Raw genomic sequence first — 16,982 nt, forward strand, 5'->3', positions numbered from 1 at the left:
CGGCTGTCCAATGAGGTCGAGGCCCTTCTTGAGCGCAGCGCCCAGCATGAGCGGCGAGGCCATCAGGAATGAAAAGCGCGCGGCCTGGTCGCGGCGCAACCCGAACATCATCCCCACCGCAATGGTGATGCCGGAGCGCGACACGCCGGGAATGAGCGCCAGTGTCTGCGCGGTGCCAATACCCACCGCCTGCCAGAAGGTGAGGTTCTGCATCTCGCCCACGTGGCTGAATCGCTTTTCCACCCACAGGAACAGGAACGCGCCCGCAAGGAGCGTCACCACGATCACGCCCGGGTGACGGAAGTACAACTCGATGCCGGCCTCGAAGAAGTAACCCACCAGGCCGGCCGGCACGCACGCCGCAATCACGTACCACGCCATTCGCGACGCGGGATCGTTGCGATCTCCCTTTGGCGAGAGGCTGGAGAGGAAGCCGCGCGCCAGTGCGCGCAGGTCGCCCCAGAAGTAGACCACGATGGCCATCAGCGTGCCCAGGTGCACGGCCACGTCGAAGGTGAGGCCGTCGACCACGTCGAAGTCCAGCGCGGCGCGGGCCAGAATGAGGTGCGCCGATGAGGAAATGGGGAGGAATTCGGTGGCGGCCTGGATGAGGCCGAGGATGATGGCCAGCAACACGACCGGCATGGATTACTTCGCCCCGATCTCGACGAGCACCTGGCCGTACGCCACCTGCTCGCCGCTCTTGCAGTGGACCTTCTTGACCGTTCCCGTGGCCGGCGAGAGCAGTTCGTTGTGCATCTTCATGGATTCCAGCACCACCAGCGGGTCGCCCGCCTTCACCGTGTCGCCTGTCTTCACGTTGACCGCCACAATCGAACCCGGCATGGGCGCTTCCAGGCGCCCCTCGCCGGCCGCACCCACCGGACGGTCGGTGTCGACCTCGTCGCGCGTGTGCGCGTAGGTGCGCCCGCCGATGGAGATGTCGAGTCCGTTGCGCCCCTGCGACACGTGCGCCACGTGCGACGCCTGGTCGATGAGGAACGCAATTGTGCCCGCCACCAGGCTCACGTCGCTGACGATATGACGGCGGTCGTCGATAGTCACCACGAATCCGTCCGCGGTGCGCACAATTCCCACGTCCTTGCGAACACCGTCCAGCGCGATCTTCATTTCGCGCCCCCGATCTCCCACTTGCCCACGCGCTCCCACGGCGACGGCCCCGCGTCCGGCGCTCCCACGCCCCCGCGCGGCGCGCGGCCGATGTTGAGCGTCTCGCTGAGCGCGGCGGCCACGAAGGCCTCGTCGGGGATGTCACTGCCCGGGTCCATGAGCACCTCGCGGCCGTAGTCGTCCATGAACAGCGTGTTCACGTCGCCGGCGATGAACGCCGGGTGCACGAGGATGCGCTTGTGCAGGTCGATGCCGGTCTGCACGCCGTGCACCACGTACTCGTCGAGCGCGCGCAGCATGCGCAACCGCGCCATCTCGCGGTCCTCGCCGTAGGCGATGAGCTTGGAGAGGATGGGGTCGTAGTACGGTGTGACTTCCCAGCCCTCGTAAACGCCGGAGTCGTTGCGAATGCCGGGGCCGGAGGGTTCGTACAGGTACGAGATCACGCCGCACGAGGGCATGAAGTTCCGGGTCTCGTCCTCGGCGTAAATACGGCACTCGATGGCGTGGCCGCGCTGCGCGAGGTCCTTCTGCTTGAACGCGAGTCGTTCGCCGCCCGCAATGCGCAGCTGCCACTGCACGAGGTCGATGCCGGTGGTGACCTCGGTGATGGGGTGTTCCACCTGGATGCGCGTGTTCATCTCCAGAAAGAAGAAGTTTCCCGCCGCATCCAGCATGAACTCGATGGTGCCCGCGTTCACGTAGCCCACCGCCTTCGCCGCCGCCACCGCCGCTTCGCCCATGCGCGCGCGCAGTTCCGGGGTGAGCGCGGGCGAGGGCGTTTCTTCCAGCACCTTCTGGTGGCGGCGCTGGATGGAACACTCGCGCTCGAACAGGTGCACAATGTTATTGTGCGCGTCGGCCAGCACCTGGAACTCGATGTGCCGCGGGTGTTCGATCTTCTGCTCGATGTAGACGGTGTCGTCGCCGAAGGCGGACTTCGCCTCGCCGATGGCGGCGCGCGCCGCGGCCTCCACCTGCTTGCGGTCGGTCACCAGGCGCAGCCCCTTGCCGCCACCACCCGCCGACGCCTTGATGAAAATGGGACCGGTGATCTTCTTTGCGGCCGCCGCAATCCACGCGGGGTCGTTGCTGCCGGTGTCCGTGCCGGGCACGATGGGCACGCCGGCCGCCTTCATGATGGCGCGCGACTCGATCTTCGAGCCCATGGCGCGGATGGCGGCCGACGGCGGACCGATGAAGGTGAGACCCTCCTTCTCCACGCGCTCGGCGAAGGCGACGCTCTCGGCCAGAAAACCGTAGCCGGGGTGGATGGCGTCCGCGCCGGTGGCGCGCGCGGCGGCAATCACCGCGTCGGCGTTGAGATAGGATTCCTTCGGCGACGCCTGGCCGATGCACACCGCCTCGCCCGCCTGCTGCACATGCAGGCTGTGGCGGTCCACGTCGGAGAACACGGCCACGGTGGGGATGCCCAGCTCGCGGCACGCGCGGATGATGCGCACGGCAATCTCGCCGCGGTTGGCGATGAGCACCTTCTTGATCGCCCGTTCGGGTGGTGGGGATTTTGTGCGACGGCCGGCCACTGTGTATCAGCCCTCGGTATCCCAGTCCGGCTTGCGCTTTTCAAAGAAGGCCGCAAAGCCCTCGCGGCCCTCGTCGGAGCCGCGCAACGACGCGATGGTGCGCGCGGTGTATTCCTGCACGTCCTCGATGGACGACCACGCCACGCGGTTGATGAGCTTCTTGGTGGCGGCAATACCTTTGGGGCCCGCGTGCAGGAAGCGCTTCACCCACACGTCGACCTCGGCGTCGAGCAGCTCGCGCTCCACCACCTCGTTCACCAGGCCGATCTCCCGCGCGCGGTTGGCGTCGAAGGTGCGGCCCGTCAAAAAGTAGTCGTGCGCATAGCGCTCGCCGATCTTGCGCAGCACGTAGGGCGAGATGGCCGACGGCGCGATGCCCAACAGGATCTCGCGCAACGCGAACTTGGCGTCCGGCACCGACACCGCCACGTCGCACGCGCTCACCAGGCCCACGCCGCCGCCGATGCACGCGCCGTTGATGCGCGCGATGGTGGGCTTGGGCAGCCGGTACAGCGATTCCAGCATGCGCGCAAAGATGAGCGCGTCTTCCACGTTCTCCTCGAAACCGTATCCGGCCACCTTCTTCATCCAGTTCAGGTCCGCGCCGGCCGAAAACACGTTGCCGTCGCCGGTGAGCACCATGACGCGGATGGAGTCGTCATGCGCGATGGCCTCCAGCGCGCCGGACATCTCTTTGATGAGAACGTCGTCGAAGGCGTTCTTCACCTCGGGGCGGCTGAGCACCACGTGGGCCACCGGGCCGTCGCGCTTGATCTGAAAGGTCGTGTAGTGGGTCATTGCGTGCTCCTACATGCGGAAGACGCCGAAGCGATGCTCCGGAATGGGTGCGTTGAGCGAGAGGCTCAACCCCAGTGCGATGGCGGCGCGCGTGTCGACGGGGTCCAGGATGCCGTCGTCCCACAGGCGCGCGGTGGAATAGTATGCGTTTCCCTCGCGTTCGTACTTGTCGAGGATGTCTTTCTTGAAGGCGGCTTCTTCGGCGGCACCCGTGCCGATGTCCTTCACCGTCCACAGCACCTCCGCGGCCTGCTGCCCGCCCATCACCGAAATCTTGGACGACGGCCACATCCACAACAGCCGCGGCGCGTAGCCACGCCCGCACATGGCGTAGTTGCCGGCGCCGTACGAGCCGCCGATGATGACGGTGAATTTGGGCACCTGGGCCGCCGCCACCGCGTGCACCATCTTGGCGCCGTCGCGGGCAATGCCGCCGTGCTCGAACTCCTTGCCCACCATGAAGCCGGTGATGTTCTGCAGGAACAGGAGCGGCACCTTGCGCGTGGCGCACATCTGCACGAAGTGCGCGCCCTTGCGCGCGCTCTCCGCAAACAGAATGCCGTTGTTGGCCACGATGCCCACCGGGTAGCCCATGATGCGCGCGAAGCCGGTGATCAGCGTGGTGCCGTAGCGCGCCTTGAACTCGTGGAAGCGGCTGCCGTCCACCAGGCGCGCGATCACCTCGCGCGAGTCGAACTGCCTGGAGAGGTCCTTGGGGATGATGCCGTAGAGTTCCGCCGGGTCGTAGTGCGGCTCCTCGGGTTCGTGCATCTCGAGTGCCGTCTTCTCACCGCGCCCCAGTCCCTCCACGATGTTGCGCAGAATCTGGATGGCGTGCTCGTCGTTGTCGGCAAAGTGGTCCGACACGCCCGAGATGCGCGTGTGCACATCCGCACCGCCCAGTTCCTCCGCGGTCACGTCGGCACCCGTGGCCGCCTTCACCAGCGGCGGTCCGCCGATGAAGATGGTGCCCTGCTCGCGCACGATCACGTTCTCGTCGCTCATGGCCGGCACGTATGCGCCACCGGCGGTGCACGAGCCCATCACCGCGCAGATCTGCGGAATGCCCGCGGCACTCATGACGGCCTGGTTGTAGAAGATGCGGCCAAAGTGGTCCTTGTCCGGGAACACGCCGTCCTGCAACGGCAGGAACACGCCGCCCGAGTCCACCAGGTAGATGCACGGCAGACGGTTCTCGATGGCGATCTGCTGCGCGCGCACGTGCTTCAAGACCGTCATGGGAAAGTAGGTGCCGCCCTTGACGGTGGCATCGTTGGCCACCACCACCACCTCGCGGCCGTGCACCACGCCCGCACCCGTGATCACGCCCGCGCTGGGCGCCTGGTCGTCGTACATGCCGTTGGCGGCGAGTGCGGAGAACTCCAGGAAAGGCGTGTCGTGGTCGAGCAGCATGGCGATGCGCTCGCGCGCGGTGAGCTTGCCGCGCGCCTTGTGCTTCTCCACCGATCGCGGGGAGCCGCCGCGCTTGACCGCATCGAGCTTCTCGCGAAAACGCGCCGCCGCTTCCTTCTGGAACGCGGCGTTCTCCTTGAAGGCGGCGGATGCCGTCTGGACTCTGGATTCGATTCGGTACAAGGACAAGCCCCTGTTGCAATTGAGGTTGGTGCCGGGCTCCGGCGGAATGGCAAGAATAGACGAAAACGGTTCCGATTATAAGCGCAAAGTGGGGGTGCCGGGGGTACACTGTCCCCATGCGCATTCTCATTGTTGGAGCGAACGGCGGCACCGGCCGCGAACTGGTCAAGCAGGCGCTGGAACGCGGCCACCACGTGACCGCGCTGGCGCGTAGTCCGGCAAAGGTCAAGCTCACCCACGATCACCTGACGGTTGCAAAGGGCGACGTGATGGACCCCGCGTCGCTCGCCGCCGCGGTGCGCGGCCAGGACGCCGTGGTGTGCGCGCTGGGCCACAAGCGCTGGCTGGGACCGTCGAAGATCCTCTCGCAGGGAACGCGCAACCTGGTGGACGCCATGAACGCGGCGGGTGTCAAGCGGCTGGTGGTGGAGACCGCACTCGGGGTGGGCGACAGCACGGGGCGTCTGGGAGTCTACTACACGCTCTTTACGATTCCGTTCATCCTGCCCTTCTACTGGTACGACAAGGGGCGCCAGGAACGCGTGGTGCGAGAGAGCGGCCTCGACTGGGTGATCGTGCGCCCGGGACAACTGACCAACGGAAGGAAGCGCGGCGTGTACCAGCACGGCCCGCGCGTGGGCAACTACCTGTGGAGTGTCAGCATCTCCCGCGCCGACACCGCCGACTTCATGCTGAACCAGCTAAGCGAGACGCCATATCTGCGCACGGCAGTGGGCGCGTGCTACTAGCGCACACCCCCTACTTCGGAACCGGGAGTCCCAACTCCTGCAGGTATTTCTCGTCGCCTTCGGCGTGGAGCTTCCAGTACTCCAATCGCGCCGAACCCGTCAGTTCGCCCGACACGTCGGGCGGCAACGACCACTTGATGATCTTGTGCGGGTAGGCGCTCTCGATGTAGAACGTGCCCGCGCGGCCGTCGGCAACCTTCACGTCGTAGCGCATCACCTCGAATGAACCCGCGGGAACCTTGACGGTCTCGCTGGCCGCGGCGCGGGCGATGGTGGCCTGGGTCCACGCCAGCGGCTGGTGCGAGAGGCGCGCGTAGAACACGCCCGGCAGATACGGCACCGCGCGCGTCTCACCCGCCGCCATGAAGTCGTTGCGCAGCCCGCGCAGCGCGATGAACAGCTCGTCCTCGGTGATGCCACCGGCCGGGCGGCCCAGCGACAGCGGCCCCGATTCCCCCTCAAAGTAGCTCGCGTAGGTGCCGCGGATGTCCTTCTTGTTGAAGATCATCTCGGAGTACACCTGTCCGCACCACTCCTGGCTCGAAAACGAGATCTTCACCGGCTCCATGGTTTGTGCGCGCACGAACACCGACACCATGGTGTTGTAGTCGTAGATGCCGGTCTGGAAGTCGCGCACCAGGTTGAGCTTGAGCGCGGTGAAGGTTTCTGCCGGGTTGGCGCTGGCGTCGTTCACCTTGACGCGCTTCGATTCGCTGAAGGGCTCGGTGACGAAGATCATCACCGCGGTGGCGTCGGCGCGGTTCTCGCCGTAGCGCGAGATCACGAGCTTGTAGCCGTCCAGTTCCGCCTTGCCGTCGTACCAGTGGTGATCGAACTGCGCCCAGCTCTGCGCGGACGCGGGTGTTGTTGCCGTGAGCAGGAGTGCCGCGGCGACCAGTGTTTTCGTGGTCATGTCTTCCTCTTTGGTTTGGTGGTCTTGTTGCGCGGCTTCCCGGGCTTCTTCGTCCCCTTGCGCTTTTGTACTGCAACCGCTTCCTCCGCCCATTTCTGCAGCGCGATGTCGTCCTCCAGCACGTCCACGGGAACCGGGTAGTAGGTGCGCAGGAACTTGCCGGGCGCGTATTCGAACGGCTTCATGCCGAGCGCCTCGTAGCGCGGGCGCGTCTGTTCGTCGGTGATGAAGTAGAGGATGCCGTCGTCGATGATGGCAAAGAAGTTCTCGCCGTGGTACAGGCCGATGGCGCCAAACATCCGCCGCGAGGTGAGGCCGCGCAGCCCGGAGAGCTGGTCGGTCACGAACTCGAGGAAATCGTTGTCCTTCGCCGCCATGCGGTGAATCTAGCGCGCGGGGCGCGTTTCGGCAACAGGCTGCGCAAGGCGGGTCCGGCGTGCTATGCTGCCCACCAGCCAATTCCCAACGCCCCAGGAGGCAACCGATGAAGAGAAACAACCCGGCGCGCCCGCGCGCCGTTGCAGCTCTGGCTCTCTTGCTGACCGCACTCGTCGCCTTCGCGCTGTCGTGCGGCAGCACCCATCCGCTGCCGCCCATTGCGGCCGGCGAGGGTATGCAGCACATCCCCGGCAAGATCGTGTGGCATGCGCTGCTCACCGACGACGTCGCCGGCGCCGAGAAGTTCTATGGCAAGTTGTGCGGCTGGACGTTCCAGGCCATGGACGAAAACTCGCCGTACACCACCATCCGCCTTGGCACGCGTGACGTTGGAACCATCGTGGAGGTGAAGGACACCAAGGGCATGCGCATCACGCAGTGGCTGAGCTTCATGTCCGTTGACGATGTGGATCGCGCCGCGCAGATGTGCAGGGAAACCGGTTCCGTGCTGCGCGGTCCGCTGGACCTGCCCGGCTTTGGACGCGTTGCGCTGGTGCGGGACGCCGTGGGCGCGCCGCTGGTGCTGGTCCGCTCCGAGAGCGGCGACCCCGCGGACGGTGTCGAGCCGGTGGTCGGGACCTGGCTCTGGAACGACTACGTGACCACCGACACCGAGGCGGGGGTTCGTTTCTACAACGAGCTGGCTGGCTACGAAGCCGGCGCGGCCGACGCCGACAGCCCGGGTGGCTACTGGCTGCTGAGCGCCTCGGGACGCGCGCGCGCGGGGATGTTCGCGGCACCCGATAGCGTGGGACCGCACTGGCTCCCCTACCTGCGCGTCGCCGACACGCAGAGCGCCACGAAACTCTCGGAAGAACTGGGCGCCACCGTGCTGATGGCCCCCAACGCCGACATTCGCAATGGAAGCAGCGCGATCATTCAAGATCCGAACGGCGCCGTGCTGGTTCTGCAACAGTATCCGTTCTGAAGGGAGAACATCCGATGCGTATACAACATCTCTTTCTGATTGTTCTCCTGCTTGGATTCCTGGGGCTGTCTGGCTGCACGGGCGACGTTTCGGTGGGAGTCGCCGTCGGCAGTCCGTACGGATACGGCCCCTACGGGCCCGGATACAGACCTTACGGGCCAGGGTACGGCCCCGGACATTACGGTCCCTACGGCACCGTCCGCGTGGGAACCGGCCCCATCATCTGGTAACGAGGGTTTCGAGCCGCAAATAGGGAGGATTATCCGTGCCGCACACCTTCACACGAATCGTTCTGGCGATCTCCGCGCTGGTTCTGTTTGCCGGCTGTGGAAACAAGCAGGAGCAGCAGTCGCAGCAGGATCAGGGCGAAACCGACGCGCTGGTCGCGGAAGCCGTCGAGTTCAAGGGACCGCCCATCATTCAGGACATGATTGCCGCGCACGGCGGCATGGACGCCTGGAAGAACGCCCCCACCTTTTCCTTTACCGACCAGTGGGGCGACAACCCGCCCACCACATTCGTGGTGGAACAGGGGCGGCGCCGCGCCTACTTTGACATCGCCGGCACCGATGTCGCGGTGGCCTGGGACGGCGAGAAGGCGTGGAGCATGAACTGGCCCACGCAGACGCCGGTGCGCTTTCTGGCGCTGCTCAACTACTACTTCATCAACATTCCGTGGCTCACCCAGGACCCCGGCGTGGTGCTGGGCGAACCCGGCGCCGGAACACTCCCCAACGACCCCACGCAGTACGTGACCGTCATGATGACGTTCCAGCCCGGAACCGGCGACACGCCGGACGACTACTACCGGCTCTACATCGATCCGCAGTCAAAGATGCTGCACGCGGTGGACTACATCGTGACGTACCGGGCGCTGCTCGACGAGGGCGAGAAATCCACCCCCGAGCACTGCCTGATCTATGACGAGATGACCACGGTGGATGGCTTGAAGGTGCCGGCGCACTTCACCATCTATGAAGCGGGCAATGTGTATGCGGCGTGCACGCTGTCCAATTATTCGCTCTCGACACCGTTCGACGAGGCGCGCATGACCATGCCCGAGGGCGCCGTCATCGACACCTCGACGCCCTGACGGTCCGGGCGGGCAAAATGCCGCTGGCGCCGGGGTGGTGAATCGTATATACTATTAATTGACAACCGGTTACATGAAAACCTCCCACGGGTTGATTCCCGGGGAGGTTTTCGCTACTCTGTAAATAGCACTAAATCAGTGCGATTACCGAATATCGACACCGGCGCCGCCGCGCCGGGGAGGAATCATGGCAGGAAAAGCACAGCCCATCGGCGAGCCCGTCGATCCCATCCAGGAGCGAATCGACAAAGACTACGAGTGGGGCTTCGTCACCGACATCGAAGAGGACAAGATCCCCAAGGGCCTCGACGAGGACGTGGTGCGGGTGATTTCCGCGCGCAAGGGTGAGCCCGAGTGGCTGCTCGACTGGCGCCTGCGCGCGTTTCGCGCGTGGCAGAAGATGGAAGAGCCCAGGTGGCCCAACGTCCATTACCCGAAGATCGACTTCCAGGACATTCACTACTACTCCGCACCCAAGCCCAGGGGCGACGGCCCCAAGAGCATGGACGAGGTGGACCCCGAAATCAGACGCACCTTCGACAAGCTGGGTATTCCCCTGGTGGAACAGATGCGCCTGTCCGGTGTCGCCGTGGACGCGGTGTTCGACTCCGTCTCCGTGGCCACCACCTTCAAGGACAAGCTCGCCTCGCTGGGCATCGTCTTCTGCTCGTTCTCCGAGGCGGTCAAGAACCACCCCGAGCTGGTGAAGAAGGCGCTCGGCACCGTGGTTCCCTACAACGACAACTTCTACGCGGCGCTGAACTCGGCGGTGTTCAGCGACGGCTCGTTTGTGTACGTGCCCGAAGGCGTGCGCTGCCCCATGGAGCTCTCCACCTACTTCCGCATCAACGCGCGCGAAACCGGACAGTTTGAGCGCACCCTGATCGTGGCCGAGAAGGGCGCCTACGTGAGCTACCTGGAAGGCTGCACCGCACCCATCCGCGACGAGAACCAGTTGCACGCGGCGGTGGTGGAGATCGTGGCCGAGGAGAATGCCTCGGTGAAGTACTCCACCGTGCAGAACTGGTACCCGGGCGACAAGAACGGCAAGGGCGGTATCTACAACTTTGTCACCAAGCGCGGCGAGTGCCGCGGCGCGCGCTCGAAGATTTCGTGGACGCAGGTGGAAACGGGTTCGGCCATCACCTGGAAGTACCCGAGCTGCGTGCTCACCGGCGACGACTCGGTGGGCGAGTTCTACTCGGTCGCACTCACCAACAACTACCAGCAGGCCGATACCGGCACCAAGATGATCCACCGCGGCAAGAACACCAAGAGCACCATCGTGTCCAAGGGCATCTCCGCCGGGCGCGGGCAGAACAGCTACCGCGGTCTGGTGAAGATCGAGAAGAACGCCAGCAACGCGCGCAACTTCACCCAGTGCGACTCCATGCTGATCGGCGACAAGTGCGGCGCGCACACCTTCCCGTATATCGAGGTGGGCAACACGTCCTCGCACGCCGAACACGAGGCCACCACCTCCAAGATCGGCGAGGACCAGCTCTTCTACTGCCGCGCGCGGGGCATTTCCAACGAGGACGCGGTGAACATGATCGTCAACGGCTTCTGCCGCGAGGTGTTCGCGGAGCTGCCAATGGAATTCGCGGTGGAGGCACAGCGCCTCCTCGCGGTGAGCCTGGAAGGGTCGGTAGGTTAACCATGCTGGAAATCAAGAATCTGCACGCACGGATCGAAGACAAGGAAATCCTCAAGGGCGTGAACCTCACCGTCAAGGCCGGTGAAGTGCACGCCATCATGGGCCCCAACGGCTCCGGCAAGAGCACGCTGGCGCAGGTGCTGGCGGGCCGCGACACCTATGAGGTCACCGAGGGCGAGATCATCATCAACGGCGAGAACGTGATGGAGCTCGCCCCCGAGGAGCGCGCCGCGAAAGGGTTGTTCCTCGCCTTCCAGTACCCCGTGGAGATCCCCGGCGTGCGCAACAACTACTTCCTCAAGACCGCGCTCAACGCGGTGCGCAAGGCGCGCGGCGAGAAGGAACTCGACGCCATGGACTTCCTGAAGATCGTCAAGGAGCGCATGAAGGTGCTCAAGATCGACGAGAGCTTCATGAACCGCTCCGTCAACGAGGGCTTCTCCGGTGGCGAGAAGAAGCGCAACGAGATCCTGCAGATGGCGATTCTCGACCCGAAGATCTGCGTGATGGACGAGACCGACTCCGGCCTCGACATCGACGCGCTGCGCGTGGTGGCCAACGGTGTGAACGCGCTGCGCGGGCCCGAGCGCGCCATGGTGGTCATCACCCACTACCAGCGCCTGCTCAACTACATCGTGCCGGACATCGTGCACGTCTTCATGGACGGCAAGATCATCAAGACCGGCGACAAGAGCCTCGCGCTCGAGCTCGAAAACGAGGGCTATGCCGAGGTGACGGGCTGATGCCGGGCGTCGCCACCTACGAGAAGCTGTTTTCCGAGCTGGAACCGGGCCTGCGCAAGGCCGGTCCCGACTGGATGAACGACCTGCGCCGCTCCGGCTTCGACCGCTTCCGCAGCGCGGGGTTCCCGTCGCTGCGCGACGAGGAATGGCGCTTCACGCGCACACGACCGATCGCCGAGGTGGACTTTGCGCCGGCGGGCGCGGGCCGCACGCCCGCCGACGCTTCCATCCTCGCGCGAACTTTTGACGATTCGGACTGCCTGCGCGTGGTGCTGGTGAACGGCCGCGTGACCGGCGGTATCCCGGCCAGACTCCCCAGGGGCGTACGCATCTCGAGCCTGGCCGATGCGGCGCGCGAGCACCCCGAAAGCGTGCGCACGCTGCTCAACAGCGGGGTCAAGATCGACGACCAGCGCTTTGCCGCGCTCAACACCGCCTTCCTGGCCGACGGGCTCTACGTGGAACTGGCCGACGGCGTGGTGCTGGACCGGCCCATCCACGTGGTCCACGTGGCCGAGGCCGGCAACGCGCCCGTCATGCTGCACCCGCGCCTGCTGGTGCGCGTGGGCAGGAACGCCGGCGGCGAGATGATCGAGAGCTACGTGGGCGAGGGCCAGTACTTCACCAACGTGGTCACCGAGATCGTGTGCGGCGAGAACGCATCCTTCCACCACCTGAAGGTGCAGAAGGAGAGCCCGCGCGCGTTCCACGTGGCCCTGCAGCACGCCACCCTGGCGGCCAGCGCGCGCTACGCCACCCTGGCCGTCCAGATGGGCGGCGCGCTGGTGCGCAACGACTCGCACTGCATCCTCGACGGCGAGGGTATCGACGCCCGCCTCGACGGACTCTACCTGGCGGGCGGGCGCCAGCACGTGGACAACCACACCTTCATTCGCCACGCCAAACCGCACTGCCACAGCTTTGAGCTCTACAAGGGAATACTGGACGGGCACGCGCGCGGGGTGTTCAATGGCCGCATCTACGTGGACCCGGACGCCCAGAAGACCGACGCCAAGCAGGAGAACAACTGCATGTTGCTTTCCGATGACGCGCGCATCAACTCCAACCCGCAGCTCGAGATCTTCGCGGACGACGTCAAGTGCACCCACGGCGCCGCCATCGGCAAGACCGATGAGGACGCCATGTTCTACCTGCGCTCGCGCGGCATCCCCGCCAACGAAGCCCGGGACATCATGGTGTACGCGTTCGCGAGCGAGCTGTTTGAGCGCATCGACGTGGAGCCGCTCAAGGTGCGGCTGGAAACGGAGCTCTTCGAGTGGCTGAACCGCTCGCGGGAGGCACGCTCCGCGTGATGCCGGTGGAGGTGGGAAACTTGAAAACGCAACATGACGCCTTAACAGTCATCGACGCCGCGCGCGTGCGCGAGGACTTCCCCATCCTGCACCGCGAGATCAAGGGCAAGCCGCTGGTCTACCTGGACAACGCCGCCACCGCGCAGAAGCCGCGCCAGGTCATCGATGCCATTTCCGGCTACTACGAAAAGCACAACGCCAACGTGCACCGCGGCGTGCACGCGCTGAGCGTGGAGGCCACCGAACTCTACGAAGGCGCGCGCGAGAAAGCGCGCGCGTTCATCAACGCCGCCGAGACCAGCGAGATCGTCTTTGTGCGCGGCACCACCGAGGCCATCAACCTGGTGGCGTCGTCGTTTGGCGGCTCCAATGTGAAGAACGGCGACGAGGTGCTCATCACCGCCATGGAGCACCACTCCAACATCGTCCCCTGGCAGATGCTGTGCCAGCGCACCGGCGCCACCCTCAGGGTGCTGCCCATGAACCGCGACGGGGACCTGCTGATGGAGGAACTCCCGCGCATGTTGAACGAGCGCACGCGCATCGTGGCCGTCACCCACGTGTCCAACTCGCTCGGCACCGTCAACCCGGTGGCCGAGATCATCGCCATGGCGCATGAGCGCGGCATTCCCGTGCTGGTGGACGGCGCACAGGCGGTGCCGCACTTCCAAGTGGACGTGCGCGCCCTGGACGCCGACTTCTACGTATTCTCCGGCCACAAGATGGTCGGCCCCACCGGCGCCGGCGTGCTCTACGCCCGCAAGTCGATCCTGGAGGGCATGCCCCCCTGGCAGGGCGGCGGCGACATGATCGCGTCGGTCACCTTCGAGAAGACAACCTACAACGTGCTGCCCCACCGCTTCGAGGCGGGCACCCCGGACATCGCCGCCGTCGCCGGACTGGGAGCGGCCATCGACTACCTGTGCGCGACCGGAATGGATGCCATCGCGCGCTACGAGGACGGTCTGGTGCGCCAGGCGGTGGATGCGCTGTCGTCCGCGCTCGGCGTCACCCTCATCGGCACCCCCGGACAGCGCGCCGGGGTGGTTTCCTTCACGCTGGACAAAATCCACCCGCACGACGTGGGCATGATCCTGGACAGCGAGGGCGTCGCCATCCGCGCCGGTCACCACTGCACGCAGCCGGTGATGGACTTCTACGGCGTTCCCGCCACCAACCGGGCGTCGTTTGCGTTCTACAACACGCGCGCGGACATCGACCGGCTCATCGCCGGGCTGGACAAGGTGCGGGCGCTGTTTGCATGATGAAACGGATTGAACCATGAGCGACATGCGCGAGCTCTACCAGGAGGTCATCCTGGACCATCACAAGCACCCGCGGAACTTCGGCCGCCTGGACGGCGCCAACCGTCACGCGGAGGGCTTCAACCCGCTGTGCGGCGACCGCGTGACCGTGTACGTGCTGGTGGAGAACGACGTGGTGCGCGAAATCGCGTTCGACGGCAGCGGCTGCGCCATCTGTGTCGCATCTGCATCCGTCATGACCGACGAACTCAAGGGGCGCACGCTGGCCGAGATCGAGAAGCTCTACGGCACCTTCCACGACGTGGTCATGTCGTCCACGGACACCGCCGTCGACATGGACGCGCTGGGCAAACTGGCCGTCTTTGCGGGGGTGCGCGAGTTTCCGGTGCGCGTCAAGTGCGCCACCCTGCCGTGGCACACCCTGCGCGCGGCCCTCAAGAACCCGGACGGCGCGCCCGTTACCACGGAGTAGGCAGGATGAGCCAGGAACTGCGCGAAAAAATCGTGGCCGCCCTGAAGACGTGCTATGACCCCGAGATCCCCATCGACATATGGGAGCTGGGGCTGATCTACGACATCGCCATTGCGGAGTCCAACGACGTCACCCTCACCATGACGCTCACGACGCCGCACTGCCCCGCCGCGGAGATACTCCCCGCGGACGTGGAGCAGAAGGTATCCGCGGTCGAGGGAGTCGCCTCGGTCAAGGTAGACATCACATGGGAACCAGCGTGGACGCCGCAAATGATGTCGGAAGCGGCACGCCTGGAACTGAATCTCTAAGCAGGAGGAAGAAGAGCAATGCTGTATCCGCCAGAAATCACCGAACCCTGTCGCCAGGACCTCACCCAGGCGGGCATCGTGGAACTCAGAACACCCCAGGACGTGGACCTGGTACTCAAGGACCAGAAGGGCACCGCGCTGGTCGTGGTGAACAGCGTGTGTGGCTGCGCCGCGGGCATGGCGCGCCCCGGTGTGAAGCTGGCGCTGCAGCACGACAAGCGCCCCGACAAGCTCACCAGCGTCTTTGCGGGCGTCGACTCCGCCGCCACCGAGCAGGCGCGCAAGTACATCATCGGCTACGCGCCTTCATCGCCGTCGATCGCGCTGTTCAAGGACGGCAACCCGGTGTTCGTCATGGAACGCTGGCAGATCGAGGGCCGCAGCCCGCAGGAGATCGCGTTCCAGCTGGTCGAAGCGTTCGACGAGTTCTGTTAGACTCAACCGAGGTAGTAGAATGACCCAGAAGTTCTTCCCAGACTTTCCCGACAACGCCAAGCTGTGGGCGTATCCCCTGTCGCGTCCGCTCGCGGCCGGCGAGAAGGCGCGCGTGACCGAGCGCCTCGACCTGTTCCTGCGCGGGTGGAACTCGCACGACGTGCCGGTGCGCGGGGCCTATCATATTTTTGAGGACCGCTTCATCCTGGTGACCGGCTTCGTGGAAGATGGCGTGTCCGGCTGCTCGATCGACTCGCTGATGCGCGTGATGAAGACGATGCGCGAAGAGGACGGTATCGACGGCTTCGACCGCTCGCAGGTGTTCTTTCGCGACGCGGACGGCGTGCTGCGCGGGGTGACCCGCGAGGAGTTCAAGGCACTGGTGTCGGCCGACCAGGTGGACAACGACACGGTTGTGTTCGACAGCACCATCTCGACACTCGCCGATCTGCGTGGCGGTCGCTTCGAAACCACCTTCGGCAAGGCCTGGCACGCGCGTGCCTTCGCGCGGGAAATGGAAAACCGGGCCAGCCTGAAACGAACCCGCTAGACCCGGCCCGCTACGCGCCCAGCTCGTTGATCCGCCACACCATCTCGATCAGGCGGGACTGGTTGTGGCGGTTGAACGCAAACACGATGCGCGGCATGTCCAGCAACTCCGGCTCGTTGGTCTCCTCCGCCAGCGCACGCGTCTTCTCGATGGTTCCCTTCGTCACCAGGTCCGCAAACTCCGTGGCCAGTGTGCGCACCGCACCGTCGGTGAGTTCCTTCTGCAGGCGCACCACCAGCCTGTCGCGCACCTGCCGGGTGGAGTGGTACACCGAGTAGAAGCGCCGGATGTAGTCCACGCCGTCCTGGGCGGAGTGTATGATCTTGTAGAGGATCAGATCCCTGGGCGAGATCAGCTTGCGCTCCAGCAGCTCCTCGCGGATGAAGCGGTCGAAACTCTCCCAGTACGTTTCCCCCGGCAGTTCCATGAGCAGAAACGGCATGGGCGGCGCCTTGCCGGTCTGGATGAGGGTGAGCGTCTCGAAGCCCTCGTCGTGCGTTCCGAACCCTCCCGGAAACAGCGCCACCGCGCTCGCCTCCATCAGGAAGAAGATCTTGCGCGTGAAGAAGTACTTGAAGGTGATCAGCTTGGGGTCGTCGCCGATGATGGTGTTGGCGGCCTGCTCGAACGGAAGCAGGATGTTCACGCCGAACGACGCGTCCGCCCCCGCCCCCTGGTTGCCCGCCTTCATGATGCCATCGGCGGCGCCGGTGATCACCATGAAGCCGCTCTTTGCCAGCAGCGACGCAAACTCCACCGCCATCTGGTAGTACGGATCGCTCTCGGGCGTGCGCGCGGATCCGAAGATCGACACCTTGCGCCGGTCGCGGTAGGGCTTGAACACGCGCGCCGCGTAGCGGAACTCCGCCATGGCGCGGCTCAATACCTTGAGGTCCAGCACCTCCAGCTCGTCGCGGCGGCACTTGAGCGCGTGCACGATGAGTTCGCGCACCAGCCGCGTGGAGAGGTCGGGGTCGGGGTCCGTGTAGAGGGCGCGGATCTCGTCGAGAACGCGCTCGGGGGTGTCGAATTCTTTCTTTGCCATA

General features: G+C 65.2%; 19 protein-coding genes. 11 read left to right on the forward strand and 8 right to left on the reverse strand.

Annotated features, from left to right (window positions below; translation table 11 throughout):
• The 5 genes from OEX18_09910 to OEX18_09930 form a co-directional block, all read right to left on the reverse strand.
• A partial coding sequence (locus tag OEX18_09910; protein ID MDH4337572.1) for an undecaprenyl-diphosphate phosphatase occupies positions 1–645 on the reverse strand: 645 nt, incomplete at its 3' end.
• A 3-nt stretch (positions 646–648) separates the two neighbouring features.
• Complete coding sequence (locus OEX18_09915; protein MDH4337573.1) at positions 649–1,131, reverse strand: biotin/lipoyl-binding protein; 483 nt, start codon at positions 1,129–1,131, stop codon at positions 649–651.
• Positions 1,128–2,675: an acetyl-CoA carboxylase biotin carboxylase subunit gene (locus OEX18_09920; protein MDH4337574.1), complete on the reverse strand. Its 1,548-nt coding sequence runs from the start codon at positions 2,673–2,675 to the stop codon at positions 1,128–1,130. Before OEX18_09920 ends, OEX18_09915 begins: the two co-directional genes overlap by 4 nt.
• 6 nt (positions 2,676–2,681) lie before the next feature.
• Positions 2,682–3,473: an enoyl-CoA hydratase/isomerase family protein gene (locus OEX18_09925; protein MDH4337575.1), complete on the reverse strand. Its 792-nt coding sequence runs from the start codon at positions 3,471–3,473 to the stop codon at positions 2,682–2,684.
• Positions 3,474–3,482: 9 nt separating this feature from the next.
• Positions 3,483–5,069, reverse strand: a complete 1,587-nt coding sequence (locus OEX18_09930; GenBank protein MDH4337576.1) for a methylcrotonoyl-CoA carboxylase — start codon at positions 5,067–5,069, stop codon at positions 3,483–3,485.
• Between the two features lie 116 nt (positions 5,070–5,185).
• Between OEX18_09930 and OEX18_09935 the strand changes: the two genes are divergently transcribed.
• Complete coding sequence (locus OEX18_09935; GenBank protein ID MDH4337577.1) at positions 5,186–5,818, forward strand: SDR family oxidoreductase; 633 nt, start codon at positions 5,186–5,188, stop codon at positions 5,816–5,818.
• A 10-nt stretch (positions 5,819–5,828) separates the two neighbouring features.
• On the opposite strand, the gene OEX18_09940 is transcribed toward OEX18_09935, so the two are convergent.
• Together OEX18_09940 and OEX18_09945 are read right to left on the reverse strand one after the other, a co-directional pair.
• Positions 5,829–6,731 (reverse strand): hypothetical protein, encoded by a 903-nt coding sequence (locus tag OEX18_09940; protein MDH4337578.1) that lies wholly within the window; start codon positions 6,729–6,731, stop codon positions 5,829–5,831.
• A complete protein-coding gene (locus OEX18_09945; protein MDH4337579.1) occupies positions 6,728–7,108 on the reverse strand; it encodes a TfoX/Sxy family protein in 381 nt (126 codons plus the stop codon). Before OEX18_09945 ends, OEX18_09940 begins: the two co-directional genes overlap by 4 nt.
• A 107-nt stretch (positions 7,109–7,215) precedes the next feature.
• Between OEX18_09945 and OEX18_09950 the strand changes: the two genes are divergently transcribed.
• The 10 genes from OEX18_09950 to OEX18_09995 all read left to right on the forward strand — a co-directional run bounded on the left by OEX18_09950 (position 7,216) and on the right by OEX18_09995 (position 15,936).
• Positions 7,216–8,097 carry a VOC family protein gene (locus OEX18_09950; GenBank protein ID MDH4337580.1) on the forward strand — a complete coding sequence of 294 codons (882 nt, stop codon included), beginning with the start codon at positions 7,216–7,218 and terminating at the stop codon, positions 8,095–8,097.
• A 265-nt stretch (positions 8,098–8,362) separates the two neighbouring features.
• Positions 8,363–9,190, forward strand: coding sequence for a hypothetical protein (locus OEX18_09955; GenBank protein ID MDH4337581.1), 828 nt, complete (start codon positions 8,363–8,365; stop codon positions 9,188–9,190).
• A gap of 187 nt (positions 9,191–9,377) precedes the next feature.
• Positions 9,378–10,847, forward strand: a complete 1,470-nt coding sequence (sufB, locus tag OEX18_09960; protein ID MDH4337582.1) for a Fe-S cluster assembly protein SufB — start codon at positions 9,378–9,380, stop codon at positions 10,845–10,847.
• Between the two features lie 2 nt (positions 10,848–10,849).
• Positions 10,850–11,590 carry a Fe-S cluster assembly ATPase SufC gene (sufC, locus tag OEX18_09965; GenBank protein MDH4337583.1) on the forward strand — a complete coding sequence of 247 codons (741 nt, stop codon included), beginning with the start codon at positions 10,850–10,852 and terminating at the stop codon, positions 11,588–11,590.
• Positions 11,590–12,903 (forward strand): Fe-S cluster assembly protein SufD, encoded by a 1,314-nt coding sequence (gene sufD, locus OEX18_09970; protein MDH4337584.1) that lies wholly within the window; start codon positions 11,590–11,592, stop codon positions 12,901–12,903. The genes sufC and sufD overlap by 1 nt, the downstream gene beginning before the upstream one ends.
• 50 nt (positions 12,904–12,953) lie before the next feature.
• Positions 12,954–14,168 (forward strand): cysteine desulfurase, encoded by a 1,215-nt coding sequence (locus tag OEX18_09975; protein ID MDH4337585.1) that lies wholly within the window; start codon positions 12,954–12,956, stop codon positions 14,166–14,168.
• Positions 14,169–14,184: 16 nt separating this feature from the next.
• Positions 14,185–14,640 (forward strand): SUF system NifU family Fe-S cluster assembly protein, encoded by a 456-nt coding sequence (locus OEX18_09980; GenBank protein ID MDH4337586.1) that lies wholly within the window; start codon positions 14,185–14,187, stop codon positions 14,638–14,640.
• A 5-nt stretch (positions 14,641–14,645) separates the two neighbouring features.
• Positions 14,646–14,951, forward strand: a complete 306-nt coding sequence (locus OEX18_09985) for a DUF59 domain-containing protein (GenBank protein MDH4337587.1) — start codon at positions 14,646–14,648, stop codon at positions 14,949–14,951.
• A gap of 18 nt (positions 14,952–14,969) precedes the next feature.
• Positions 14,970–15,386 carry a BrxA/BrxB family bacilliredoxin gene (locus OEX18_09990; GenBank protein MDH4337588.1) on the forward strand — a complete coding sequence of 139 codons (417 nt, stop codon included), beginning with the start codon at positions 14,970–14,972 and terminating at the stop codon, positions 15,384–15,386.
• Between the two features lie 19 nt (positions 15,387–15,405).
• A complete protein-coding gene (locus tag OEX18_09995) occupies positions 15,406–15,936 on the forward strand; it encodes a hypothetical protein (GenBank protein ID MDH4337589.1) in 531 nt (176 codons plus the stop codon).
• A gap of 10 nt (positions 15,937–15,946) precedes the next feature.
• On the opposite strand, the gene OEX18_10000 is transcribed toward OEX18_09995, so the two are convergent.
• Positions 15,947–16,981: an LOG family protein gene (locus OEX18_10000; GenBank protein ID MDH4337590.1), complete on the reverse strand. Its 1,035-nt coding sequence runs from the start codon at positions 16,979–16,981 to the stop codon at positions 15,947–15,949.
• Between the last annotated feature and the right edge of the window lies 1 nt (position 16,982).

It is taken from the genome of Candidatus Krumholzibacteriia bacterium (assembly GCA_029865265.1).
In the GTDB taxonomy this organism is placed as follows: domain Bacteria; phylum Krumholzibacteriota; class Krumholzibacteriia; order WVZY01; family JAKEHA01; genus JAKEHA01.

Coding starts and splice junctions, on each gene's coding strand:
- OEX18_09915 (MDH4337573.1), bottom strand. CDS start 1,131: ATGAAGATCGCGCTGGACGGTGTTCGCAAGGACGTGGGAATTGTGCGC.
- OEX18_09925 (MDH4337575.1), bottom strand. CDS start 3,473: ATGACCCACTACACGACCTTTCAGATCAAGCGCGACGGCCCGGTGGCC.
- OEX18_09935 (MDH4337577.1), top strand. CDS start 5,186: ATGCGCATTCTCATTGTTGGAGCGAACGGCGGCACCGGCCGCGAACTG.
- OEX18_09940 (MDH4337578.1), bottom strand. CDS start 6,731: ATGACCACGAAAACACTGGTCGCCGCGGCACTCCTGCTCACGGCAACA.
- OEX18_09945 (MDH4337579.1), bottom strand. CDS start 7,108: ATGGCGGCGAAGGACAACGATTTCCTCGAGTTCGTGACCGACCAGCTC.
- OEX18_09950 (MDH4337580.1), top strand. CDS start 7,216: ATGAAGAGAAACAACCCGGCGCGCCCGCGCGCCGTTGCAGCTCTGGCT.
- sufB (MDH4337582.1), top strand. CDS start 9,378: ATGGCAGGAAAAGCACAGCCCATCGGCGAGCCCGTCGATCCCATCCAG.
- sufC (MDH4337583.1), top strand. CDS start 10,850: ATGCTGGAAATCAAGAATCTGCACGCACGGATCGAAGACAAGGAAATC.
- sufD (MDH4337584.1), top strand. CDS start 11,590: ATGCCGGGCGTCGCCACCTACGAGAAGCTGTTTTCCGAGCTGGAACCG.
- OEX18_09980 (MDH4337586.1), top strand. CDS start 14,185: ATGAGCGACATGCGCGAGCTCTACCAGGAGGTCATCCTGGACCATCAC.
- OEX18_09985 (MDH4337587.1), top strand. CDS start 14,646: ATGAGCCAGGAACTGCGCGAAAAAATCGTGGCCGCCCTGAAGACGTGC.
- OEX18_09990 (MDH4337588.1), top strand. CDS start 14,970: ATGCTGTATCCGCCAGAAATCACCGAACCCTGTCGCCAGGACCTCACC.
- OEX18_09995 (MDH4337589.1), top strand. CDS start 15,406: ATGACCCAGAAGTTCTTCCCAGACTTTCCCGACAACGCCAAGCTGTGG.
- OEX18_10000 (MDH4337590.1), bottom strand. CDS start 16,981: ATGGCAAAGAAAGAATTCGACACCCCCGAGCGCGTTCTCGACGAGATC.